This window comes from Spirosoma endophyticum (genome assembly GCF_900112365.1).
Classification (GTDB): domain Bacteria; phylum Bacteroidota; class Bacteroidia; order Cytophagales; family Spirosomataceae; genus Spirosoma; species Spirosoma endophyticum.
In genome coordinates this window covers 577,203-601,170 of sequence record NZ_FOLQ01000003.1, presented here as the reverse complement: position 1 = coordinate 601,170, position 23,968 = coordinate 577,203, and the positions used below count along the sequence as shown (strand labels likewise).

The 23,968-nt window shown below is 45.7% G+C and carries 18 protein-coding genes; 10 read left to right on the top strand and 8 right to left on the bottom strand.

Features of this window, described 5'->3' with window-relative positions; genetic code table 11:
* Positions 1–74: 74 nt before the first annotated feature.
* From BM202_RS11545 to proC, 7 genes are all read left to right on the top strand, one after another.
* The gene (locus tag BM202_RS11545; RefSeq protein ID WP_093826050.1) at positions 75–1,043 is read left to right on the top strand and encodes a KpsF/GutQ family sugar-phosphate isomerase; all 969 of its coding nucleotides are present in this window, start codon (positions 75–77) and stop codon (positions 1,041–1,043) included.
* Between the two features lie 363 nt (positions 1,044–1,406).
* The gene (locus tag BM202_RS11540; protein WP_093826047.1) at positions 1,407–1,922 is read left to right on the top strand and encodes an RNA polymerase sigma factor; all 516 of its coding nucleotides are present in this window, start codon (positions 1,407–1,409) and stop codon (positions 1,920–1,922) included.
* Between the two features lie 246 nt (positions 1,923–2,168).
* Positions 2,169–3,641, top strand: a complete 1,473-nt coding sequence (locus BM202_RS11535; RefSeq protein ID WP_093826045.1) for a phytoene desaturase family protein — start codon at positions 2,169–2,171, stop codon at positions 3,639–3,641.
* Between the two features lie 25 nt (positions 3,642–3,666).
* Complete coding sequence (locus BM202_RS11530) at positions 3,667–4,503, top strand: phytoene/squalene synthase family protein (protein ID WP_093826043.1); 837 nt, start codon at positions 3,667–3,669, stop codon at positions 4,501–4,503.
* Positions 4,504–4,588: 85 nt separating this feature from the next.
* A complete protein-coding gene (gatB, locus tag BM202_RS11525) occupies positions 4,589–6,079 on the top strand; it encodes an Asp-tRNA(Asn)/Glu-tRNA(Gln) amidotransferase subunit GatB (protein WP_093826041.1) in 1,491 nt (496 codons plus the stop codon).
* Positions 6,076–7,209, top strand: a complete 1,134-nt coding sequence (locus BM202_RS11520; protein WP_093826039.1) for a TlpA disulfide reductase family protein — start codon at positions 6,076–6,078, stop codon at positions 7,207–7,209. Before gatB ends, BM202_RS11520 begins: the two co-directional genes overlap by 4 nt.
* A gap of 111 nt (positions 7,210–7,320) precedes the next feature.
* Entirely contained in the window at positions 7,321–8,124 is an 804-nt protein-coding gene (gene proC / locus BM202_RS11515; protein ID WP_093826038.1) for a pyrroline-5-carboxylate reductase, read from the top strand.
* Positions 8,125–8,161: 37 nt separating this feature from the next.
* Here the strand turns inward: proC and BM202_RS11510 are convergent, their stop codons facing one another.
* A complete protein-coding gene (locus tag BM202_RS11510; protein ID WP_093826036.1) occupies positions 8,162–10,609 on the bottom strand; it encodes a TonB-dependent receptor in 2,448 nt (815 codons plus the stop codon).
* Between the two features lie 212 nt (positions 10,610–10,821).
* Here BM202_RS11510 and BM202_RS11505 point away from each other — a divergent pair, with 212 nt between their 5' ends.
* Genes BM202_RS11505 through BM202_RS39055 form a run of 3 tightly spaced genes read left to right on the top strand, consistent with a single transcriptional unit; the run spans position 10,822 to position 12,582 of the window.
* The gene (locus BM202_RS11505; protein ID WP_093826035.1) at positions 10,822–11,877 is read left to right on the top strand and encodes a sensor histidine kinase; all 1,056 of its coding nucleotides are present in this window, start codon (positions 10,822–10,824) and stop codon (positions 11,875–11,877) included.
* Between the two features lies 1 nt (position 11,878).
* Positions 11,879–12,388, top strand: coding sequence for a LytR/AlgR family response regulator transcription factor (locus tag BM202_RS11500; RefSeq protein WP_218160532.1), 510 nt, complete (start codon positions 11,879–11,881; stop codon positions 12,386–12,388).
* Positions 12,295–12,582 carry a LytR/AlgR family response regulator transcription factor gene (locus BM202_RS39055; protein ID WP_218160534.1) on the top strand — a complete coding sequence of 96 codons (288 nt, stop codon included), beginning with the start codon at positions 12,295–12,297 and terminating at the stop codon, positions 12,580–12,582. The genes BM202_RS11500 and BM202_RS39055 overlap by 94 nt, the downstream gene beginning before the upstream one ends.
* 35 nt (positions 12,583–12,617) lie before the next feature.
* On the opposite strand, the gene purB is transcribed toward BM202_RS39055, so the two are convergent.
* The 7 genes from purB to porU form a co-directional block, all read right to left on the bottom strand.
* On the bottom strand, positions 12,618–13,958 hold the full coding sequence (purB, locus tag BM202_RS11495) for an adenylosuccinate lyase (protein ID WP_093826033.1): 1,341 nt from the start codon (positions 13,956–13,958) through the stop codon (positions 12,618–12,620).
* 46 nt (positions 13,959–14,004) lie between these two features.
* Positions 14,005–15,423: a DUF1207 domain-containing protein gene (locus BM202_RS11490; protein ID WP_093826031.1), complete on the bottom strand. Its 1,419-nt coding sequence runs from the start codon at positions 15,421–15,423 to the stop codon at positions 14,005–14,007.
* 54 nt (positions 15,424–15,477) lie between these two features.
* Positions 15,478–16,839 carry a dipeptidase gene (locus tag BM202_RS11485; RefSeq protein WP_093826030.1) on the bottom strand — a complete coding sequence of 454 codons (1,362 nt, stop codon included), beginning with the start codon at positions 16,837–16,839 and terminating at the stop codon, positions 15,478–15,480.
* A gap of 149 nt (positions 16,840–16,988) precedes the next feature.
* Positions 16,989–17,639 carry a glycerol-3-phosphate 1-O-acyltransferase PlsY gene (gene plsY / locus BM202_RS11480; RefSeq protein WP_093826028.1) on the bottom strand — a complete coding sequence of 217 codons (651 nt, stop codon included), beginning with the start codon at positions 17,637–17,639 and terminating at the stop codon, positions 16,989–16,991.
* Between the two features lie 160 nt (positions 17,640–17,799).
* Entirely contained in the window at positions 17,800–19,080 is a 1,281-nt protein-coding gene (locus tag BM202_RS11475) for a M16 family metallopeptidase (protein WP_093826027.1), read from the bottom strand.
* Positions 19,081–19,185: 105 nt separating this feature from the next.
* Complete coding sequence (porV, locus tag BM202_RS11470; RefSeq protein ID WP_093826024.1) at positions 19,186–20,382, bottom strand: type IX secretion system outer membrane channel protein PorV; 1,197 nt, start codon at positions 20,380–20,382, stop codon at positions 19,186–19,188.
* 118 nt (positions 20,383–20,500) lie between these two features.
* Positions 20,501–23,941 (bottom strand): type IX secretion system sortase PorU, encoded by a 3,441-nt coding sequence (gene porU / locus BM202_RS11465; protein WP_245776626.1) that lies wholly within the window; start codon positions 23,939–23,941, stop codon positions 20,501–20,503.
* Between the last annotated feature and the right edge of the window lie 27 nt (positions 23,942–23,968).

The window sequence follows — 23,968 nt, the reverse complement described above, 5'->3', positions numbered from 1 at the left end:
TTGCTTAGCGTATCTTTGCTTTATAAAGTTAGCGAATATACACAGCAAACACTTCCTGATTATCAAAACTGACGTTGAAAGTAATAAAAAATCCTCAGACTATTGCCCGGTCGGTCCTATTAGCCGAAGCTGAAGCCATTCGCCATGCGGTTGATTTGCTTGATGAACAATTCACTAATACTGTCGAAACGGTACTGAACTCTTCGGGCCGCTTAGTAGTAACGGGCGTAGGCAAAAGCGCCCTCGTTGGCCAGAAAATCGTGGCCACGCTGAACTCAACAGGCACACCTGCTCTATTCATGCATGCTGCCGATGCCATTCATGGTGATTTGGGTATGATTCAGGATAACGACGTAGTACTTATTATTTCTAAGAGTGGCAATACCGCCGAAATCAAGGTATTAGTGCCCTTATTAAAGCGAACCGGCGTTCGACTAATTGCGATGGTTAGCGCCCGCGATTCTTATCTGGCCCGCCATGCTGACTATATTCTTCATGCCTACGCTGAGCAGGAAGCTGATCCTTTAAATCTGGCGCCCACTACCAGCACGGCCGTTGCCATGGCATTAGGTGATGCATTAGCGGTAAGCTTATTGGAAATGCGCGGCTTTACCCGACATGATTTTGCTCGTTATCATCCAGGCGGTTCACTGGGGAAAAGGCTACATTTAAAGGTGTCCGATATTTTTCCGCAAAACCAGTGTCCGCAGGTCTTACCCGATACTCCCGTTAAAGATGTAATCTTTACCATCTCAGCGAATCGTCTGGGTGCAACAGCCGTCGTTGATGAAACTGGCTCGCTGGCTGGTATCGTGACTGACGGTGACATTCGGCGTATTGCCTATGAACATGATTCCATTTGGCAGCTCTGTGCACAAGACGTCATGACACACTCGCCCGTTTGTGTAGAACCAGATGATTATGCAGTGGCAGCGCTGCAACTCATGCAGGAACGTAATATTACACAGCTCATTGTGGCAGAAGCTGGACGTGTATATGGGTTTGTTCATTTACACGACTTATTAAAAGAAGGGTTAGTGTGATATAAATTCCACAATAAGCATGGATACATTCCCGGATAACTGCGAAAAGAAGAAAATGGAGTACAGTTTACTATATATTTCGGCAATGAACCCATTAAACATTGATATCCTGTTCAAGTATTTACAGCAAACGTTAAACAAACTCCACACACCAGATTCCCCATAATGGGGGAAATATTCCACACTCCCCACAGCAAAGGGCAGTAATAGAATTAAATTTCGAACAAAATAAAATTCATTAACTGCCTGTTTACGAATAAATTACACCATTAATCTAATGGACTACCCAAATTCGGAAAAGACTGGTTGTTTTTTTGTTTAATACCTGAATATAATTGATTCAACAGAAAAACGTAAACAGCCATGACCGCTCTCGAATTTACTAATCATATTGGCAAAGTGTCCAAGTCATTGCGCCCATTCGCGCTCCGCCTTACAAAAGATGTTGAAGATGCGAATGATTTATTGCAGGACACCCTGTTGAAGGCGTTCACGAACCGTGACAAATACACGGATGGCACAAATCTTAAAGCTTGGTTATATACAATCATGAAGAATACGTTCATCACTAATTATCAGCGCATGGTACGTAAAAATACCTTCATCGATACGACAGATAACCTGCATTATATTAATTCCATTGAGAGTAGCACAGACAATCTAGCTTATTCATCATTTGCCCAGGACGACATCAACCGGGCTGTGAATGACCTTGACGATACATATAAAACTCCCTTCATGATGCATTTTAGAGGGTTTAAATACCATGAAATAGCGGCAAAATTGAACATCCCTATTGGAACTGTCAAAAACAGAATCCATATTGCCCGCAAAGAGCTGAAGGATCAACTAAAAGTTTATGCATATTTTAACGCTTAGTGCGAGACTTTTTTGAAACACCTCAGTCTAATTGATATTGATTGAGTAGTTTTTGGTTAAAAAAGAGGAAGGTTCGAAAAGTTGGGTAGCTTCTACCCAACTTTTTTATTTTTACACCTATTGATAATCAGTCTTTTAATTACAAAAAGAATTGATGCTGTAGTAAGTCAGGGTTCAGGTAAGTACGTTTGTTAAACAAATTACTTAATCAGGTTATTAGGTAATGACTCACCCAATCTACCACTGATGCCCCGACGTATTCTTGTTATAGGAGCCGGATTCGCTGGGCTGGCGGCAGCAACCAGTCTTGCTGACAAAGGTTACGACGTTACAATCCTCGAAAAAAATAGTATGCCCGGTGGTCGGGCACGCGTCTTTCAGGCAGAAGGGTTTACGTTTGATATGGGCCCAAGCTGGTATTGGATGCCCGATGTGTTTGAAACCTATTTCGCCCGCTTCGGCAAGAAACCGTCCGATTATTATAACCTTGTACGGCTTGACCCTTCCTACAGCGTTATATTCAGCCCCGATGAAGCCGTTAATCTCCCGGCTGGCCTGGAAAATCTGGAAGCCTTATTCGAGCAGATGGAACCCGGCAGCGGTCTCAAACTACGGGAGTTCCTCAAACAGGCATCCTATAAGTACGATGTTGGCATGAACAACTTTGTTTGGAAGCCAAGCCGATCGGTGACGGAATTCCTAAGTCTGAAGTTGCTCTATGACGTAACGCGACTGGATGTCTTTCAATCATTTGCTACGCACGTCCGTAAGTTTTTCAAAGCGCCACGACTGCTCGAAATTGTTGAATTCCCCGTTCTGTTTTTGGGTGCCACCCCCGAAAATACACCTGCCATGTATAGCCTGATGAACTATGCCGAGATGGCGATGGGCACCTGGTATCCGATGGGTGGCATGCACGAAATTGTGAAAGCTATGGTCAGTGTGGCTGAAGAGAAAGGCGTTAAGATTCTGCTCAATCAGGCCGTTCTGAAAATCGACGTAGTAAAAAACCAGGCGCAACGGGTTGTAACAAACGATGGCATCTTCGAGGGAGACGTAGTGGTAGCCGGTGCTGACTATAACCATGTCGAAACGGCTTTGGTGAATGACGAGCATAGAAATTACGACGACGCTTACTGGAGCAAACGAGTGATGGCTCCTTCCTCGCTCCTTTTTTATCTTGGTGTCAACAAGCGTATTCCAAAGTTGCAGCATCACAATCTGTTTTTCGATGAAAACTTTGCGCTCCACGCACAGGAAATTTACGAAACGCCCCGCTGGCCCACAAAACCCTTATTTTATGCATCGGCTCCATCAAAAACTGACCCCAGCGTTGCGCCAGAAGGCTGCGAAAACCTGTTCCTGTTAATTCCCGTTGCTCCTGATCTCGTAGACGATGATGCCACGCGCGAACGCTATTTCGGGCTATTGATGGATCGGCTCGAAGCCTATGTTGGGGAGGACGTTCGTAACTATATAGTATTCAAGCGCAGTTATGCCCACAGCGACTTCAAAAACGATTATAATGCGTTTCGAGGAAATGCGTATGGACTAGCAAATACATTACGTCAAACTGCACTTTTAAAGCCATCGCTAAAGAACAAAAGGGTAAACAACTTGTTCTACACCGGTCAACTGACCGTGCCAGGACCAGGCGTACCACCATCGCTTATTTCAGGTCTGGTAGTTGCGGATGAAATTGCTAAAGAATTTCCTTAATTTAACCTCTTCCTCTTTTCTACTTATGATGGCATTGTTCAATAAAACCGCACTGGAATGCAGTAAATTAATTACAGAGCGGTACAGTACTTCGTTTACATTGGGCATTAAAACGCTCGATCGTAAATTCCACTTGCCCATCTACGCCATCTATGGGTTTGTTCGGTATGCCGATGAGATTGTCGATACGTTCCATGAGTATGATAAAAAGACGCTGCTGGACCGTTTCAAACACGATGCTTATCAGGCTATTGAGGAAGGGATAAGCCTGAATCCCATCTTGCACTCATTCCAGCTCGTTGTTCAGCAATACAAGATTGAGCCTGAATTGATAGATGCATTTCTGAAAAGTATGGAGATGGATCTGCATTATCAGGATTATAATTCGGCGGGTTATGACGACTATATTTATGGGTCGGCGGAGGTTGTTGGCCTGATGTGTCTGCGGGTATTTTGTGAAGGTAATATTCAGGAATTCGATCGGTTACGCGAACCCGCCCGAAAATTGGGTGCCGCCTTTCAGAAGGTAAATTTCCTGCGCGATATGAAAAGTGATTTCATTGAACGGGGACGTACTTACTTTCCTGGTGTTGATTTTAATAATTTCTGCCTTGAAGAGAAGCAGTCGATCGAAAGCGACATTCAGCGCGACTTCGATGAGGCTTACGTTGGCATCATGAATTTGCCTCGGGGTGCACGAATGGGTGTTTACCTGGCCTATATGTATTACCAGACTCTGTTTAACAAAATTAAACGCTTACCAGCTTCCCGTATTCAGAACGAGCGGGTCCGGGTGCCAAATCCGCAGAAGCTGGCTTTGCTGGCGCAGACGTACCTGAAGTATCGGCTGAATGTACTGTAGGTCGATAAGATTAACTCTATTAGCTTTGAAGGCTTAGCCTCCGCCCCTTTTCGCTATCTTTGCCATAAATCATTTTTTATTGACAATGGTAGCCGAAGCGACCCTTTCGCCGGAGGTTCTGGCCCAATATGAAGCCGTTATCGGACTGGAAGTACACTGCCAGCTGATGACGAATAGCAAAATTTTTGCGGCCGATGCCAACGCATTCGGCGCTGACCCGAATACAAATATTAGCGTCATTACATTAGGACATCCGGGAACGCTGCCCAAATTAAATCGCAGGGCTGTTGAGTATGCCATCCGGATGGGGCTGGCCTGCGGCAGTGAAATCACCCGTCATAACATATTTGCACGCAAGAATTACTTTTATCCCGATCTGCCAAAGGGGTATCAGTTGTCACAGGATAAAGGTCCCATCTGCGTGGGGGGCGGTATTTTAGTTAAAGTGAAGGACCCAATAACGGGCCGACCGTACCAGACAACGATTCAGATTCATCATATTCACCTCGAAGAAGACGCCGGAAAATCGATTCACGATGGCGACGAATGGGCGACGCAATTGGATTACAATCGCGCCGGAACACCTCTCATCGAGATGGTAACTGATCCCTGCCTGCGCACTGCCGATGAAGCCGGTCAATATTTGACCGAAGTCCGGCGGTTGGTTCGGTATCTGGACATTTGCGATGGCAATATGGAGGAAGGATCGCTACGTTGCGATGTCAACGTTTCCATTCGTCCCAAGGGTGCTACGTATCTGGGCACAAAGGTTGAAGTCAAAAACCTGAACTCCATCCGGAACGTAATGCGGGCGGTGGACAGCGAATTTCTGCGGCAGGTCGAACTGACCGAATCGGGGGGACGTATCATACAGGAAACTCGCACGTTCGATGCAGCCACCGGCCTCAGCTACGCCATGCGCGAGAAGGAAACCATGAACGATTACCGCTACTTCCCTGACCCCGACCTGACGCCGGTCGTTATTTCGGAGGAGTGGCTGGCGGACGTTCAGGCTCGTATGCCGATGCTACCAGCCGCTCTGTATCAGAAATTTACAACACACTACGGTCTGCCCGATTATGATGCCGCGTTGCTAACCGACGCAAAAGAGTTGGCCGAATATTATGAAGCCGTTTGCACGTTTACAGCAAACTACAAAGCTGCATCGAACTGGGTTATGGGCCCAGTCAAAGGCCACCTCAACGAGAAAACGTTACGTGATCGCCAATTCCCCGTTTCGGCTGAACGTTTGGCATCCCTTATTGCGTTGATTGACAGTGGTATAGTAAGCCAAACAGCGGCCCAGCAAGTATTTGTGCTAATGACCGATCAGCCGAACATATCACCCGCGGATCTGGCTCAGGTACACGGCCTGGTGCAGAATCGCAATACCGACGACCTCCAAGCGTTGGTAGAACAGGTACTGGCAGCATGGCCCGACAAAGTGGAGCAATACCGAAAGGGCAAAAAAAATCTGCTGGGTCTGTTTGTTGGTGAGGTAATGAAAAAATCGAAAGGATCAGCCGATCCGAAATTGGTTAATACGTTGTTAGCGAAGACATTACAGACAACATGAAAAATTTACTTTTTAGTGTCGCCAGTTTGCTGGCTTTGAGCTTTTCGGCCAACGCCCAAACAAAGCCATTCACTGTAACGGGCAAGGTAGCTAAAGCGGCACCTGGTAGCTACGTTTATCTGGAAACCAACTCACAGCCAACCCATAAACTCGATTCGGCAAAAGTGGTAGCGGGTAATACGTTCACAATCAATGGTAAAGTGGCGGATGGTGGTGAAGTCTTCGTACTAAATGTGGGCGGAGGTCAAAAAATGGCTCTTTTAGTCGAAGGTGGCGAAACATTGAACGTAGTGGCAGACGGCTTTCGAATGGACGCCAAAACCGGACAGGAGGGAAAAGCAACTGTGATTGGCTCCAAAAATATGGAGTACTACGATAAGCTGAATACGCTACGTACCGATATGGAGAAGAAAGTCGCCAGTTGGAACAAGCAGGTGGCGGCCGCTACAGAAAAGAAAGATAATAAGACAATCGCCCAGATTGAACAGCAATATGAAGCGGCCGAAACCGACGTTGTCAACAAAGTAAAAGCCATGTTGCCCGAAATGGGCACTTCACTTGTATCACTTTTCGCATTGAATTTCATCAATATCGACACTGATTTTGCTACGTATGATGCACTGGCTCAACGGTTTGAAAAGGAAAACCCAAATAGCCCACATGCGAAATCGCTCATTGGGCGTGTAGCTCGTATCAAGGGCGTATCTGTTGGAGCGCTGGCTCCCGATATTTCATTAAGTGATACGACCGGCACGCCGGTTGCCCTGTCGTCATTGCGCGGAAAATACGTGCTGCTCGATTTCTGGGCGTCGTGGTGTGGTCCTTGCCGGCAGGAGAACCCGAACGTAGTGCGCATGTATAACAAGTTCAAAGACAAAGGGTTTGCTATCTACAGCGTCTCGCTCGATCAGGCAAAAGCTAACTGGACGAAGGCCATCCGCAACGATAATCTTACCTGGACGCATGTATCGGACTTAAAATTCTGGCAGTCGGCTGCGGCTCAGCAATATGGCGTTCAAGCCATTCCTGCTACGTTCCTGCTGGATAAAGACGGTAAAATCATTGCAAAAAACCTTCGCGGTGATGCCTTGGAACAAAAACTGGAAGAAGTTCTCAAAGGTGGTCAATGAGTTAGCCGCAAGTCATTAGTTTTGTGGGGTCGGATTCAAAAATCCGACCCTTTTTATTTACTTCATCAGCTAGGATTCGTTCATTCACTCACTCTTTCGCTTTTTAAACGAATGAAAATCACTATCATCGGCTGTGGCAATATGGGCATGGCCTTTGCCAAATCGTTTTTGCAGTATGATCTTGTAAAAAAAGATGACTTACTCTTAATTGAAAAAAGTACCGACCGCTCCGAAGCCCTGAAAAGCGAAAAAGCGGGCGTTGTTGTCGACACTATCGGGCCGCACGTTGGCGAAACTGACCTGATTATTTTGTCAGTCAAGCCGCAGGATTTTAACAGTGTTCACGAATCACTACGTACCGTTATTCAGCCAAAGCAGGTCATATTATCGATCATGGCGGGCATTCCAATCGCACAGATTCAGGAAAAATTGGCACATCCATTAGTTGTGCGCGCAATGCCTAATACGCCCGCTATGCTGGGTATGGGCATCACGGGTTTTACGGCGGCAAAAGAGGTCGATCTGGCTAGCCTGCGTAAAGTCGAAAACCTCATTAACGCTACGGGTCGGTCTATTTTCCTGGAAGATGAATCCATGATTGACGCCGTTACGGCGCTCAGCGGCAGTGGTCCAGCTTACTTTTACTACGTCGTGAAAGCCATGATCGACGCTGGAAAGCAAATGGGTTTCGATGATGCCGTATCAGCATTATTGGTGAAACAAACCATGCTCGGCGCATATCATCTTATTAACACTGCCGACAAATCATTAGATGAACTTATCAAAGCTGTTGCTTCCAAAGGTGGCACGACCGAAGCGGCCCTGCGCGAATTTGAAAGCGGTGCGCTGGCTGATACGTTGGTAGCGGGCATCAAGGCCGCCCAAACACGGGCAACGGAATTATCGAAAGGATAATTATGTAATGCCAACCCTCCTGGTCGGTACTACACAATCACTGCACTCGTCCGGTTTCGTCATCCGACGCGTTGTTATTGTGTCGGCGCTTACGGGCGAATGTATCTTTGCCAAACCGATACGTGAACGCAAAGCCAATACGCTGCGTATCTGATTCACTGGTTTGAAAGTATTCGGATTGCTTCAAACTTATTGACCGATTGTGGTACACCCACGAGTGAAACAGGTCGTCAACGCTAAAGCGAATACTTCCTTTGTTATTCCAGATTTTCTTTTGAATCGCTGCATTAACCCGGTACATGCTATTTGTTAGTGTTTGCCCATTTAAATCACCACTGGCGTAGTATCCACTGAGTTCTGCATTCCAGTTTTTATGGATGGTGAAATAATTACTCATTTCAAACCGGGCCACATTAACACTAAAACTTATATTTTCGGTATACACCTGTCCATTGAGACCCATGTGTGAAAGCCTCAACGTATTGTTAAGATACCACCATTTGGTTGGTGAAAGGGATACCATCGTGTTTAACAATAGCATATATCCATCGGATATATTTTTAGGTCTGGTCGTAAAAATGTTATCGACAGCCTGGGTAGTTTGAAAAATTACGTCGGTGAACTTGTTAAAGCTCAAGCCCATATTCAGAAATTGTTTGTGCTGGTATTTTAATTCGTACCGATTCTGATATTGTGGATTTAGCAAGGGATTACCCGACGTATACGAATATTGATCCCGAAAAAATACAAACGGATTGAGCAATTGGTAGTTTGGACGATTAATCCGCCGGACTGCCATGAAGCTTAATGTATTTTTACCAAGTGTGTCCAATTTATAACTTATGAAAGCACTTGGAAAAGCGCCGGTGTAGTTTTTGGTGAAACGGCTCTCCTGCACAACGTCATTGCCTAATTGCTGCCCACGGGCTTGTGTGTTTTCTACGCGTAGTCCTAGTTGAACGCCTAACCGTTTCCATTCTTTTTGTCCGTTAACATAGCCCGCATTAATATTTTCGTGGTATTTAAAATGATTTGATTTTCCGTTGTCAATTATTTTTGTGACACCTACTACGTCGTAATAACTAGCGATGTAATCATTGTCGACAATACTCGACTTAAATCCTGATTCGATCCTGGCTTTATTTTTCAACGGATGTGCATAATCAGCTTTAGCGATGTAAATAGTTATGTCAGACGGAATAACATATAAAAAATCACGACGGTTAGTTAATACACCATCCGACTGATACATAAAATTTTGCAAAGACTGATTGCTTTCTAATTCGTAATGAAGGTAATTAACATCGGCCGATAGTTCCCGGCCAGCGTTGTCGAATTTATGTGAGAAATTAAGATTCATTCCACTATTTGTTCGTGAAGCATCACCTAATGTTCTTCCTACTCCAGTCGAGTCTAACTGGTGGCTGGCATTGAAGTTTTTGCTGGTGTAATCAAAATCAGTTTTTCCTTTACCACCATTTATATTGACAATGAACCCGAACGTTGTTTTAGACGTAGCGGCATAATCTAATCCCAGATTTATGCTTTGGCCATAGTTTTTATTTACCTGATTATTCCTCAGATCGACGGTAGAAATTAATGCAGCATTTGTGTTATAAAATCGGCGGTCATATAGGTCAAGGTTATACGTTTTTTCTGCGTTATAACCCAGATTTGCAAACAAATTGATCTTTTTATATTTATAATTCAGATTAACGGCGTCATTATTTCGGGTATATTTTCCTTGTGAAACACCCATTGAAACATTGCCGGTTAAGCCCCCAATTCTATTCTTTTTCAGCCGGATATTAATAATGGCATTACCAGCTGCATCGTATTTGGCAGGTGGATTATCCATCAATTCTATTTTATCCAGCAGGCCGCCGGGTAGTGATTTCAGATAAGCCGCCAAATCCTGACCCGACATATACGTACTTCTGCCATCAATAAGCACCGTCACGCCGTTGCGACCATTCAGGCCAATCTCACCATTGTTTGCTACGGTTACGCCCGGCGTTTTCTCCAGTACTTCCAGCGTATTACTCGTAGCACTACTGATCATAGCCTCTACGTTAATAACCGTTTTATCGATCTCCTGCACAATCAAAGGCTTTTTTGCTGTTACAACCACCTCATTTAACTGTATATTTTTAGCCGGTAACAGAATAAACACGGGTAACGTAATCGTGCTACGTATGTCGTCAATAGTATAGGGTACACTAATGAATGGTTTCTGTCCAACAGCCGTAATAGCAAGCAGATAAGTGCCTGCTGTTAAACCGCTTAACTGAAATTTCCCATCACCGTTGGTAACTTCACCTTTCACCATAGTAGAATCAGTGGCTGTCAACAAACGTACCGTTGCACCAGGAAGGACTTCGTTATTAGTATCTTTTACTAGTCCTGAAATTGTTTTAGGTGTCGACTGGGCAAAGGCTGAATAGGCGACAAGCCAGAGAAGGTTGATTAGGTGTATCCGTTTCATTATCTGCTTATTAAAATTTCGTAAGCAAATATTGATTAGGGCCAATGCCGCCTGAAATAATTGTGTTGTACCTTGGCATAGTCCTGACAGAACGCCGATTTAGAGTGTCAAATCGTTTAAAATAGCTTCATGAGGTTTCTATCATTACGAATGGACTATTCATCAGGATAATTTCGTCCCTGCATACTGCTTATCCACTTTTGCAACCCAGTATGAATAAGAAAAATGATCAATACATGAGTCAGCTACCAGATAATTGGATCAATGGCTACTTTGGTAGAGGTGTCTACTTAATTCTATCAGCGCTTGTCTCTGCACCTATCTACTTAGCTATTGAAGCCTACGTGCGGTCAATTGACGTGCATAAAGACGAGGCCGTGGCAGCCGTGGCAACAGGTTGCTTTATTGCAGGCGTTTTTGCCGGACGATATATTGCCCAAATATGGTCAGCCGGAAAACGCTCCATTCCAAACACACTACTGATAGGGCTTATTATTCTAATTGTAGCCAACATTTCCTGGTTATTTTTTCATGCCGATTTTCCACTTGAGGGTCGAGCAGCTATCAATCTCTTATTGTTTTGGTTACCTTTTGTTATTGTTAGCCTGGCATTAGGTATATTAATAAAATTGATTCGTACAGTTACCCAAAACCAATTACAGGAAGCGCAAACCTCAGCAGCGAATAGCCAAAGTGAATTACAGCTTTTGCAATCACAGCTCAGTCCTCATTTTTTATTTAATACACTTAATAATTTGTATGGACTATCAATAAGCCAGCACGAGAAAATACCGCCATTATTATTAAAATTATCTGATTTACTACGTTACTCCGTCTATGATGTCAAAGAGACATTTGTTCCACTAATCGATGAACTAGCTTATATAAATAACTATATTGATTTCGAGAAGATACGCATCGGAGATAGGCTTGAGTTATCGATTGACATCGAAAATGTTGTGCGGACTGATATTAAAATTGCACCCATGCTATTAATAGTTTTTATAGAAAATGCATTTAAGCACTCTAAAAATACGACTAGCGAAAAAATATTTATTGAGATTGCGTTAAAGACCTGGGGTAAGATGATTTTATTTTCTCTAAAAAACTCTTACAATAAACCAAAGCTAGAACCTGCAAATTCGGGAGGATTAGGATTAGAAAATGTGAACAAACGATTGGCCTTATTGTATCCTGTTGAACACGTTTTAGACTTACAAACCACAGATGATTTTTACACAGTGAGTTTGCAGCTAAAAATGAAGTGATATGACCAGTTATAATTGCTTGATTGTAGACGACGAGCCAATTGCGCGGGACATCGTTCAAACTTATTGCGGCCACTTGCCCAACTTACACGTAATCGCTACGTGTGGAAATGCGCTGGAAGCAAAAGCAATTATGCAGACGCAAAGGATTGACATCCTTTTTTTAGATATTAATATGCCAGTCCTGGATGGGATAGCTTTTTTAAAAACGCTGAAAACCCAGCCACAGGTAATTTTCACAACTGCCTATAAGGAACATGCTGTCGATGCTTTCGACCTGTCAGCCTGCGATTATTTACTCAAACCATTTTCGCTGGACCGTTTTATTGTAGCTATAGATAAAGCGGTAGAAAAGTTGTCGTTAGACGTTATTAATACGTCCAGCACCGTTAAAAAGGACGATTACATCTTCATCAGATTCGACGGAAAATATATAAAATTCAATACGGGGATTTACTTTATGCCGAAGCGAATGGCAACTATACCAAGATTGTTACCGGACAAAGCATGATTATGCCCAGTATGGCTTTTTCTAATTTTGCAGAATTACTTCCTCAATCAGCATTCATTCGCATTCATCGTTCCTTTATCATAAACAAAGCCAGGATTACACACATAGAAGGCAATCGGGTCTTTATTAACACGATTGAGATACCTATTGGCAGTAATTATAAAGATGATTTTTTGAAAGAAATTGGCTTTTGAGGGTCCTCTTTTAGTACCGGCACGGTCAGCAAGCATTACAGACCCGTATAAGTAAACGGCGTTATGGCCCGCAATTCGCCTTTCACGGCATCTGATACGTTCAATTCATTAATAAATTGCCGAATGGTATCAGCCGTAATTTTCTGGTTTGTGCGGGTAAGTGCTTTCAGCGCTTCATACGGTTGTGGATAGCCTTCCCGTCGGAGAACTGTCTGGATTCCTTCGGCCACAACGGCCCAGTTATCTTCAAGATCTGCGTTGAGAGCCGCCGTATTTAACTCCAGTTTATTTAAGCCCTTCAGCAGCGATTTCAACGCAATGAACGAATGAGAGAATGGCACCCCGATGCTACGTAGTACGGTCGAGTCAGTCAGATCACGTTGAAGTCGGGAGATGGGTAATTTGCCAGAAAGATGCTCAAATAAAGCATTCGCAATTCCCAGGTTTCCTTCCGAATTCTCGAAATCAATCGGATTCACTTTGTGTGGCATCGCCGAAGAACCGACTTCACCTTCCTTCAGCCGTTGCTTGAAATAATTCATGGACACATACGTCCAGATATCACGGTCGAGATCAATTAAGATGGTATTCAGGCGTTTGAAGGCGTCGAGTGTAGCCGCCAGCATATCGTAATGCTCGATTTGAGTTGTGTACTGACTACGTACCATCCCCAGACTTTCGACAAACTCATCCCCGAACTTTTTCCAGTCTTCATTGGGATACGCAACCGCATGGGCATTGAAATTACCGGTTGCTCCTCCAAACTTAGCCGCCGTCGGAATAGTGGATAATAAGCTGAGTTGCTTTTCAATACGTTCCACAAATACCATTAATTCCTTCCCCAGGCGCGTTGGCGAAGCCGGTTGACCGTGTGTCCGGGCCAGCATTGGAACGTCTTTCCATTGCTCAGCTAACTCCTGCAAGCGTTGGAATATTTGTTGGTACATCGGTACAATCTCCGTGTCGAGTGCATCAGACAATGACAGCGGAATCGCTGTATTATTAATATCCTGTGAGGTTAGGCCGAAGTGAACAAACTCCAGAAACGGCTCGACCGGAGAACCTTTCAGTTTCTCTTTTATAAAATATTCGACTGCCTTAACATCATGATTCGTTGTTTTCTCAATCTCCTTGATACGTAGCGCATCAGCTTCCGTAAAGTTTTCATAGAGCGCCCGCAAGGCAGGAAATTGCGCCCGGTCAACACCGGCTAATTGCGGCAGTTGCCATTCACACAGGGCAATGAAATACTCGATTTCAATACGAACGCGGTAATGAATCAGACCGAATTCGGAAAAATAAGGAGCCAATACGTCAACCTGCGACCGGTAGCGACCGTCAACGGGTGAGATGGCCGTTAAGGCAGATAAATTCATACGGTAATTATATTTTACGATGTAAGAGCCCACCTGGGCTCTTACATCAGAAAGGGTTCAGGTATAGACCAACACCGATCCAGGATGTTTGCTGGTCTTCGAATTGGCTGTAAGGGCGAAAACCCGAGTAGCCTTCCAGCAAGAACGTCAGATTGTTTTGTGTGCGGCCTAGTTCAATACCAACTCCGCCGTGAATACCCGGCCGGAAGTCGGTCTGTTGCCAGAATTTAATGTCGACCCCACCCACTAATCGGGCTGCTTTGGCCGATGGCTTTTTATAAAATGCGCCCAGTTGAGCACTCAATGGTTTCCGTTCTTCAGTCTTGCGCAAAACCACACCAGCCCCTCCATACAACCGCCAGTTGCTTACGTTCCGGCTATAAGTGATGTCCAGAAGTTCGTAATTAACCGAATTAGGCGAAGGAGCCGTTAGTTTATTGCGATAAATGTAATCGTCTCCCAGGTGCGACGACAGGTGATATACCCGAATTCGGTAGTTGTTTTCGCCCCGTCGGATGTTGTAAATGATACTGATTTTATAATCATTGTTCATGATCTGCCGACGTGCCTTGTTTTGTACGTCGTCGTGATAAGCCTCAAACTGCGTGAACGATGCTAAGTCAAGTACCCACTCTTCTGACCGTCCGGGCGACGTAGTTCGGCGATAAAAAGGCTTGGCAAAACCAAAAGCAAACGGAACAATGCTACCCTTATATTTTTGCCCTTCGGTCCAATAGCCCGGCAAAACGCTTCCATAGGTTTGGGCTTCCAGCGGGTCAAGTAAAATTGGATCGAATAAGTGGCCTTTGGGCAGAAATTCCCGTCTGGGACGTACTGAGGTTGGCTCATTGCCTGCCTCCAGGGTTGAATCAACAGGCTGAAAAGTAGGAATCTTCCCCCGCTTTGCTCCAGGAAATTTAACAGGCTTCTCGGTAGGCAGAACTGTGGGAGCAGGCGTAGTAGGTCGGTCGGCTTTCTCCGCTTTTTCTTTGGTCTCTCTCGCTTCTTTTGCTGTTTTTTCCTGTGCCTCTTTAGCGGCTTTTGCTTCTTTTTCTTCCTGTCGGCGCTTTTCTCGCAACTCTTTCCGCGAAGGTTCTGCAACAGCCGGTGCAGTTTCTACTGGCTGGCTGGCAGCTGGCGTAGTAACTGGCGCTACTGGCGTCGGGGTGGCTGGCGTTACAACGGCCGGTTTTGCTTGGGGGACTTCCTGTGGCTGTACATCTTTCCCAGTTTTTTTAGCCTGTTTCTGGCGTTCTTTTTCAGCCTGTTTCGCTTCGTATTCGCGCTGTTTTTGCGCCCACTCTGCCCGAATCTGGCGTTCGCGCTGAATCTCGCGGTCTATCTTATCTTTCTGCTTCTGTTCAGCAGGCGTCAGGGTACGGGTAGGTGTCGTTGGAGCTTGCTGTGCTACAGCCAATGTCCCTGCTAATAAACTCAGCAAGAGAACCGACAGCGTTTTTCTCATAAAATTCAAGTGAATTATTCTTGACGTGTGCCGCATTAATTCAGGCCGAACAGTCTATTGTTTAAGTGCAGAATAGTATTTGTAGAAATAGGGAATGGTTTCAATGCCCTTATAAAAATTAAACAGGCCATAGCTTTCATTAGGTGAATGCAGCGCATCACTATCTAATCCAAAACCCATCAAAATAGACTTTACGCCGAGCTCCCTTTCGAATAAGGCCGTAATGGGGATACTACCGCCCCCACGCGTTGGTATAGGTTTTTTACCCCAGGCTTCTTCCATCGCTTTACTGGCCGCTTCAAACTCAACAGAATCGACCGGCGTTACGTAAGGCATACCACCATGATGGGGCATTACTTCAACTGTCACACCAGCGGGCGCAATGGATTTAAAATGCCGCGTGAATAGTTCGGTAATTTCATCGGGCGTCTGGTTGGGTACTAACCGCATACTGATTTTGGCCGACGCTTTCGACGGCAGCACGGTTTTGGCCCCTTCGCCCGTATACCCGCCCCAGATACCGTTAACATCCAGTGTTGGCCGAATAGACGTGTGCTCATTGGTCGAATAACCAGTTTCGCCCATTACGTCTCCGATGCCCAGATCGCGCTTGTACTCCTCCAGATCGAACGGTGCTTTTGCCAATTCACTACGTTCTGTATCAGTTAAATCAGCTACGTTATCGTAAAAACCGGGAATCGTAATACGTCCGTTCTCGTCATGAAGCGAAGCAATCATCTCGCACAATACGTTAATCGGATTGGCGACTCCTCCCCCATACACGCCTGAATGTAAATCGCGATTGGGGCCGGTTACCTGAACTTCCACATACGATAGTCCACGTAGACCCATCTCAAGCGAAGGCGTTTCGTTGGAGATAATACTGGTATCTGAAATCAGGATAACGTCGGCCTTGAGCATATCCCGGTGTTCGGTCACGAAAAGCCCAAGGTGGTCAGAGCCAACCTCTTCTTCCCCTTCAATCATTACCTTAACATTACAAGGCAAGCCATCTGTCGCCACCATTGCTTCAATCGCTTTGATGTGCATATAGAATTGTCCTTTATCATCGCAGGCGCCCCGAGCGTAAATACGTTCGTTCCGAATTGTCGGCTCAAACGGGGGCGTATGCCAAAGTTCATAGGGATCAGCCGGTTGAACATCATAGTGGCCATAGACCAGTACAGTTGGTTTGGCAGCATCCACAAATTTTTCGGCATATACGACAGGGTGGCCCGGTGTTTCATACAACGTAGCGTTATCTAAGCCAGCCGCAGTTAATTTGTCTCTAACAAATTCGGCGGCCCGGCGCACATCGCCTTTGAACGTAGAATCGGCCGATACGGACGGAATGCGCAATAATTCGAGCAATTCGTCTAAAAACCGTTGCTTGTTGGTTTCGAGGTAAGTAGTCATTGGTCGTCAGTCATTAGTCGACGGTCAATAGTAAAGCAGGCTAGCGACTGATGACTATTGACTGTCGACTTAAAAAAGTTCGCCCCGAAGTTACGCACTTTTAGCGCAACGCCGGGGCGTCAACTCATATCAGCATGTTGTTTCTTAATTTATTCCTTCTTCCGAAACCGAATCAGGATGGTTCGACTTTCCTGACCACGTATCAATCGGCCAATGTTTTTCTGGTGGGTGACCACAACCAGCAGGAAAACAATGAAACCGAAAACAATAAGTAGCGGGCTTTCTTTCTGACCAAAAATTTGCAATAACAGAAGAACCGGAAAGGCTAAAGCCGCCATGATTGACCCCAGCGATACGTATTGCGAGGCAATAACGACCAACAGAAAGATGCCAATACAAACAGCGGCCATTTCTGGGTGAGTTGCCAGCATCATGCCCAGCAGCGATGCTACGCCTTTACCGCCTTTAAAATCAGCAAAAACAGGGTACAAGTGCCCAATTACAGCAACCAAACCAAAAACGATCTTGAACGTCAGGATTTCATTGGTCGTAATGACGTCGGCATACCAAAGCAGAGTCGAAAGACCGGCAGCCGTATACCCTTTTAACACATCAACCAGCATTACAATGGTTCCGGCTCGTTTACCCAATACCCGAAAAGTATTTGTGGCACCAGCGTTTCCGCTACCAAACTGCCGAATGTCAATGCCAAAGAATCCCTGGCCATACCAAACAGCGGTAGGAATCGACCCCAACAGGTAGGCGACCACTGTAGTAATGCAAATTAGAAGAACGTTCATTAAAAAACTGACTAAATAATTGCTGGATAAAGAAGTGGGCTAATTGAAATAATTAGCCTTATAAAGAGAATGTAACCTCAAAATTAAGCGATTGTTACTAATTGGCCAATCTTTATATCCTATAAAATAACTTGGTTACCTACCGTATTCCCTAATATCCTTATTTACCACCCACAACAACTTCACGTAAGTAGTCACTGGCTAAATAGTGGGCAGCCATTTCCAGGATTTCAGTTGGCGTAACAGCACGTATCTTTTGAATGTACGTAGTCAAAAAATCAGCGGACATGCTATCCAGCAGAATCACTTTATACCGATCGGCAATCTCGAATGGCGTGTTAAGTGAACCAACAAATTCACCAGCCATATAATTTTTTACAACCTCCAACTCTTCGTCAGGAACCAGTTCAGTCTGTAGGATTCGAATTTCCTTACGAATTTCGTCTAACGTTTGCTGGGTATTTTCCTTATTGACGTCGGTACCGATCAGGAAATACCCATCCCGGCGATATGAGGGCATATTCGATGAAATACCATAGGTGAATCCTTTTTCCTCCCGGATATTTTTCATCAAGCGGGAGCCAAAATAGCCCCCTAATATCTCATTGGTCACCAGCATTCTGAAATAATCGGGATGCGCCCGATTAAAAAGACGCCGACCTAATCGGATGGATGATTGGACACTATCAGGTTTTTCAGCCAGCACGGGCAAATCGCTATCAGCCAATGTATTATCGGCAAATGATGCTAAAGAATCTGTCCGAATAGATAGCTGGCCTAATTCGCGATTAATGAGAAGTACCTCGTTTTCAGTAGCGTCTCCAGCCAGAATTATCTGAAACGGACGGTTTCGGATAGCCCGCTCATAAAAGCTGACGACGCCTTCGCGCGTAAGTTGCTCCACTACGTCAGGGCGCTGGCTGCGACCATATGGATGTTCAGCACCAAACAACTTTGCCCGAAACAGGACACCAGCGAGGTAGGCATTTTTCTCGTAATTAACGCGCAGGTTCTGGAGGGTAATATTTCGTAGATCGTCCAGCTCTTTCTGTGGAAAAGTCGGCTCGGTGAGCATCTCCCGGAGAATTGGCAGCACATTAGGCAGAAACTTCGTCAGGCAGTAAACAACAATACTGGCTCGATCGGGACCACTGTTCAATTCCAGAAAGGCACCGTATCGATCAATGTATTCACTGATTTGCGCCGACGAGCGGGAAGGTGTCCCCTCCGACAGCATTTTCATGGCGAAGAACGACGTACCAGGCACTTGTTCGTACCAGGTTCCGGCATCAAATACACACTCTAAACGAAGAACGGGTTGTTGCGCAACGGCAATCAGATGTAAAGGTATGGCATTGTCTAAGCGATGAGTTTGTACAGCAGGAAGCCGAACTTCCTGAATAGCTTGAAAAGCAGGAGACTGGGTTCTATCGAGTATCATTTAGTGTATCCATTAATAAAGAGTGAACGTGCGAAAGAGTGAAAGAACGGTTAGCTAACACAAGCTTTTTTCGTTCTTTCACTCTTTCGCACGTTCACTCTTTACTTATTTTGAATCATCTGTCGTCTCTTCATCATCACCGATTCGGTTTCCTTTGCTAAAGTTGAATAGCAGCGAGATTCGGAAGGTATCTGCCAGAGGATTTCCTTGTTTAATAGGAATCAGGTATGAGAAATCAACGCCAAACCGCTGTTGCAGACGTAGACCAATACCAGTCGTGAAGTATTTGCGACCACCTTTCTGGGCTGACTCATTGAAATAACCAACGCGGGCTGCAAACTGGTCGTTATACCAATATTCAACCCCTGTTGAGATGGTGACTTCTTTCAACTCTTCACTAAAGCCACCCGGTGCATCAGCAAAAGAACCGAATACGGCACCGAAATAGTTTTTACCCGCATTCAGGTTTACGCCATTAACGTAGTTCGGCGTAGGTACCATCAGCTTGTTAAAGTCAAGCACAAAATTGAATTTATTGTACTGATCGGCATAAAGCGTCAGAGCGGTCCCTAAACGAAGATTGGTTGGAATATATGAATTTTGAGTACCACCGTAGTTGATTTGACCACCAAGATTGGAGATCATACCCCCGAAGGCCCAGCCAATACCCTGGCCTGTAGAACGGTCACGCGATTCATTTTGGTAGAAGGCGCTAATATCAGCTGCGGCCGTGGCTCCTGGCTTCAAACCCGGCGTACTGCTGCCAGCCGCCAGATTGGAATTAAGGTATTTAATGTCAACCGCCATCGAAAAGTTTTGCGAAAGCCGTTGCGCAAACGAAGCGGTTAAAGCATATTCCCGAGAATTGAACGTACCAGCCGCCACACCAGTTGCTGTCGTGAAATCGACCGTTCCCAGATCGAAATACATCAATGAGCCCGATATGACAGAGTTTTTACCAACTTTACCGTAGCCGCTCAGGTACGTATAATACATGTCGCCAATCAGGTTACGAAGCCAGGGCGTATAGGAAACTGACGCACCAGATGACTGTTTGGCAAAGACTAGTTTTGAGGGATTCCAGTAAACCGCGTTTGCATCGGCATCGCCAAGAGCAACGCCAGCCTCCCCAAGCGCACCAGAGCGTGCATCGGGAGTAAAGTTAAGAAACGGAACCGCTGAGGTCGGAATATTTAATTGGCCGCTAAGTGTGGGGACGACTGGAACGGTGGTTTGAGCAAAAATGACGAACGGGGAAAAACTACAAACGCCAAGGAGAATACGAGCAAAGTTTCGCTTCATACAAAGAATGTTAGTCAACGACAGTAACTGGTGAGATGTATTTTATAAGCAGTTCTGTGCGGTCAAAATTACAATGAAACGTTGGATAAGAAAAAGAGAGACGTTATATCTCAGTAAATCATTTTGTTAATACCAATCGTCCCGTGCTAATGGCTACTGTTCCATCTGTTGCCGATCGGATTTCAAGCCGAACGATATACAACCCATTAGAAACCAATTGACCGGTATCGGTAAGACCATTCCAATGCCCAACATCCAACGTAGCATCGCAGTCCGTACACTGTCCCCTTTGCTGATTTAGCAACCGGCTATTGAGGTCGTAGACACCCAATGTCCAATCGAGAGGTTCACCCGAGCGGTTGAGTTCAGCCGTCACTACCGACTGGGTAGTTACCGGATTGGGACTTACCCGCAGTACCCTCAATGCTAATCCTGGCCGTTCAGAAACTACTATGGTCAACGCACCCTCTGTGGAATTATTGTTGATGTCCCAAGCTTTGGCTCGAATCGTGTAGGTTCCCGGTGCTACGTCGCGAAAATTATATTGAACTACCCCCTTTCGTCCATCGACACTAGTGGCAACGTAGTAGTCATTTACTATAACTTTCGCCTGATCACCAAGTTGGGCTGTCAATTCATGACCTAATCCCGATTGAGCAATGTTGACGCCCCGGTTATCACTCAGGTCTATCTGCAAGGTAACGTCTGGCCCAGGTATGTGTACGGTTTCGCCTTCTTTTATGCCACCAACAATCGAGAGCGCCATCACAGGTGGTTGTGTATCAATACTATCGGCTACAATGCTTCCTCCTATTTGCAAACTATCGTTGCTGCCCAATGCAGTCAGTAAACTATCCTGTTGCACGGCATACAGATACAATTTGCCAGGCCCAACTGTATAGTCGATATCTTTCGGCATGGTAAAACGTACGCTGAATTGTCCTTGGCGGACCGGCACCTGACCCGAAAAAATAGGATTACTAAATTCCTGGTACGTCATTTTGGGTGTATCAGCTTTAGAGCCAAGCGTTGTATGCGTTACTGCTTTGTCATATAAAGTGAGCCGAAGTGTTCCTGTAAAGTTCGTTAGCCGTTGATTTTGTTGCCGGATTTCGCCGGCGAGTTCAACCGTCTGTAAGGCCCGTAACGTATCAACTCGATTGACAGCTACATTTTTTCCGTTCACCTGAGTAAGCGTTGCCTGCGCTTGTGGGTAAGCCAAACGCAGGGATGGATCACCCAGTAGGGCAAAGTTTCGATTGATAGGCCCCGACAGACTTTTGTTTTTCGTCAGGCGCATTACGTCACCTAAACGGGGCATCTGGCCATTGATGGGCGCAAAGACAGCGTTGTAAAAGGCTTCGTTGAGCAACAGATTGGTATTGGAATATACGGGGCGGGTGGTTGTCAGTAGCGCAACTGCCCCACCTGTCCGGCTTAATAAAGTCAGTTCGGCACCAGAATTAGCGGTTGGGTCATCGTACCGCCCAAACTGGCAGGTAGCCGTTACGAACAGGGGTAATCGTCGGTTTTTCCAGGAAAGGATATCCTGGAGGGTCACAATCTGCTCCTCGGCCAAAGTGAGTTCACCGCCATGGCCACTGTAGTTTATAATCAGTCGCCCATCCGAAAAAGCCTGGTTGATCAACTGATTGACCATAGGGACTTTCTGTCCATCGTTAGTATTTTCCTTGGGATAGTCGTCCAGAAACACGCGCTCGGGTCGGTAGGCAGACGCTATCTTTTCGATACGTTGGGCCAGTTCATCCGCATCCTGCTGATGCGTATTGTAATCACCATCATCCGCAACGAGCATAACCTTGGTTTGCCAGTCGCCAGTCAGTGTCTGGTCAGAGCCATATCGGATTAGTTTATCCACTACGGTCTGCGCTTCGTCAGGCGATTTTACTGGCAAACGACCTATTCCGATATCCATAGGAACATCTCCATCATTGCTATTTCCACGCTCCGGCCATTCACCTTCATTGGTATCCATGAATCCAAAATAATCGTCGGACGAGTAACTCAATACGGGGTGCAATGACTCGCGGCTTTCATAAACTGGCACCATATTGGCCAGTTGTGCAGGACTGATCAGATTAGAAATATTCCGGTAGTCGTAAGTTGCATCGCCGAAAAGCAGGAGATAACGCAATTTAGTCGGTTGCTTCAGGTAAAAATACCGAGCCATATCCCGAATGGCTGTAGGGTCAGCCTGTCCTGAGCCAAACTCATTATATACTTGCTGCGTCGTAACAACCAGCACCGATAGCTGATCATGGTCACGACGATACGTAGCGAGCCGTTCCGCCTGATCTCGCCAGGCAGCGGGCGTTACAATCAATAAATCTGGAACGGCCTGGCTGTGTAAATCCTGATTCGCAACTGGCACTATCGACACTGGCGATACGTATTGACCCTCCGTAAACAAGAAATAATCACCCGCTTGCGTGGCCGTCCAGCCTGCTTCCTGCACGGTCGAAAGCGTATATCCCTGAATGCGGGGAATAAGCGGATTAGTTACATTCCAGACTCGTAAACTAGCGGCCGCCTGCCGAACAGCGTATTGACCAGCCGCCAATCGACGCACCCAGGTCGGTTTATCATACTGCCGAAGTTCACGCCGTAGCTGGAGAGTCAAAAAATTAAGGTAACCCTGTGCAGCGTATAGCCCATTTTTCTGGTAGGTAATAGCGAGCCGAATTGGACTATCCGTTGTTGTAAGGCTAGTTATAAACGTATCAGTCCGCGCTATACCCTGATAATCATACTCACCCGGTTTCCCACCCGTAATAGTTGGCATAGCCATTGTCCCTACTAACTGGCCATTAAGCTGAAATCGAAACCGAGTGGGAATAGGGGACCCGGCGACTACCGAAGCAATTAACCGGGCAGGCACCGTATCTATGACGCCTGGCACGTCAAATGGAATCACTTTAGTCGTATCAGTGGTTAGGTATTCGCCTAACCATTCCCGACCGGAATGTACCGTCGGTATTTTCACTAAATCCTGTTCATGAACCTGGTAGTCATCGAACGTAGTGACAGTTGGTGTAGCCAGCAAGGTGCCCGCCGGACGATCAGCCATGCGAAGCCCTGACGACGTACCTATTGTCAAAAAATAAAAAGTCGTGTCAGCATACGGATTTGTTTGGTGGATGAAACTTCGGGCTGTTGAATCATAGCGAATAGTGTGCGGACTTTGTCCAAAAAACAGAATGGCATCCCCAGTATCAAATCGGCCATCTGCTTCACCCACCACTTGAATCGCATTTTCGGTCAGGTCAGCCAATCTAGGCGTAGCGTTGGGTTGAGGCAGGGTAGTTCCTCCGTTACCATACAGTCGAAATCGTCGTGGATCGGCGGTGGCAAAAGCGGGATTGACCTGTGCCAATTGTGCTGGGGTAAGTCGGTAAGCACCAGATGCCGTAACGCCGATTTTCACCCAGTCTCCTGTTCGTAAAACCGACTGCGCCGTTGATGGAAAAATGATGAATGATAAATGATGAATGATAAGTAAGTAGAACAGCCTATTCCTCCTTACTCTCTTCTCATTCACTGATAAATCATTTTTTGTTCTGCATTT

Bases quoted from the DNA above. Each gene is read 5' to 3' on its own strand.
- BM202_RS11540 (WP_093826047.1), top strand. From the start codon at position 1,407: ATGACCGCTCTCGAATTTACTAATCATATTGGCAAAGTGTCCAAGTCA.
- BM202_RS11535 (WP_093826045.1), top strand. From the start codon at position 2,169: ATGCCCCGACGTATTCTTGTTATAGGAGCCGGATTCGCTGGGCTGGCG.
- BM202_RS11530 (WP_093826043.1), top strand. From the start codon at position 3,667: ATGATGGCATTGTTCAATAAAACCGCACTGGAATGCAGTAAATTAATT.
- gatB (WP_093826041.1), top strand. From the start codon at position 4,589: ATGGTAGCCGAAGCGACCCTTTCGCCGGAGGTTCTGGCCCAATATGAA.
- BM202_RS11520 (WP_093826039.1), top strand. From the start codon at position 6,076: ATGAAAAATTTACTTTTTAGTGTCGCCAGTTTGCTGGCTTTGAGCTTT.
- proC (WP_093826038.1), top strand. From the start codon at position 7,321: ATGAAAATCACTATCATCGGCTGTGGCAATATGGGCATGGCCTTTGCC.
- BM202_RS11510 (WP_093826036.1), bottom strand. From the start codon at position 10,609: ATGAAACGGATACACCTAATCAACCTTCTCTGGCTTGTCGCCTATTCA.
- BM202_RS11505 (WP_093826035.1), top strand. From the start codon at position 10,822: ATGAATAAGAAAAATGATCAATACATGAGTCAGCTACCAGATAATTGG.
- BM202_RS11500 (WP_218160532.1), top strand. From the start codon at position 11,879: ATGACCAGTTATAATTGCTTGATTGTAGACGACGAGCCAATTGCGCGG.
- purB (WP_093826033.1), bottom strand. From the start codon at position 13,958: ATGAATTTATCTGCCTTAACGGCCATCTCACCCGTTGACGGTCGCTAC.
- BM202_RS11490 (WP_093826031.1), bottom strand. From the start codon at position 15,423: ATGAGAAAAACGCTGTCGGTTCTCTTGCTGAGTTTATTAGCAGGGACA.
- BM202_RS11485 (WP_093826030.1), bottom strand. From the start codon at position 16,839: ATGACTACTTACCTCGAAACCAACAAGCAACGGTTTTTAGACGAATTG.
- plsY (WP_093826028.1), bottom strand. From the start codon at position 17,639: ATGAACGTTCTTCTAATTTGCATTACTACAGTGGTCGCCTACCTGTTG.
- BM202_RS11475 (WP_093826027.1), bottom strand. From the start codon at position 19,080: ATGATACTCGATAGAACCCAGTCTCCTGCTTTTCAAGCTATTCAGGAA.
- porV (WP_093826024.1), bottom strand. From the start codon at position 20,382: ATGAAGCGAAACTTTGCTCGTATTCTCCTTGGCGTTTGTAGTTTTTCC.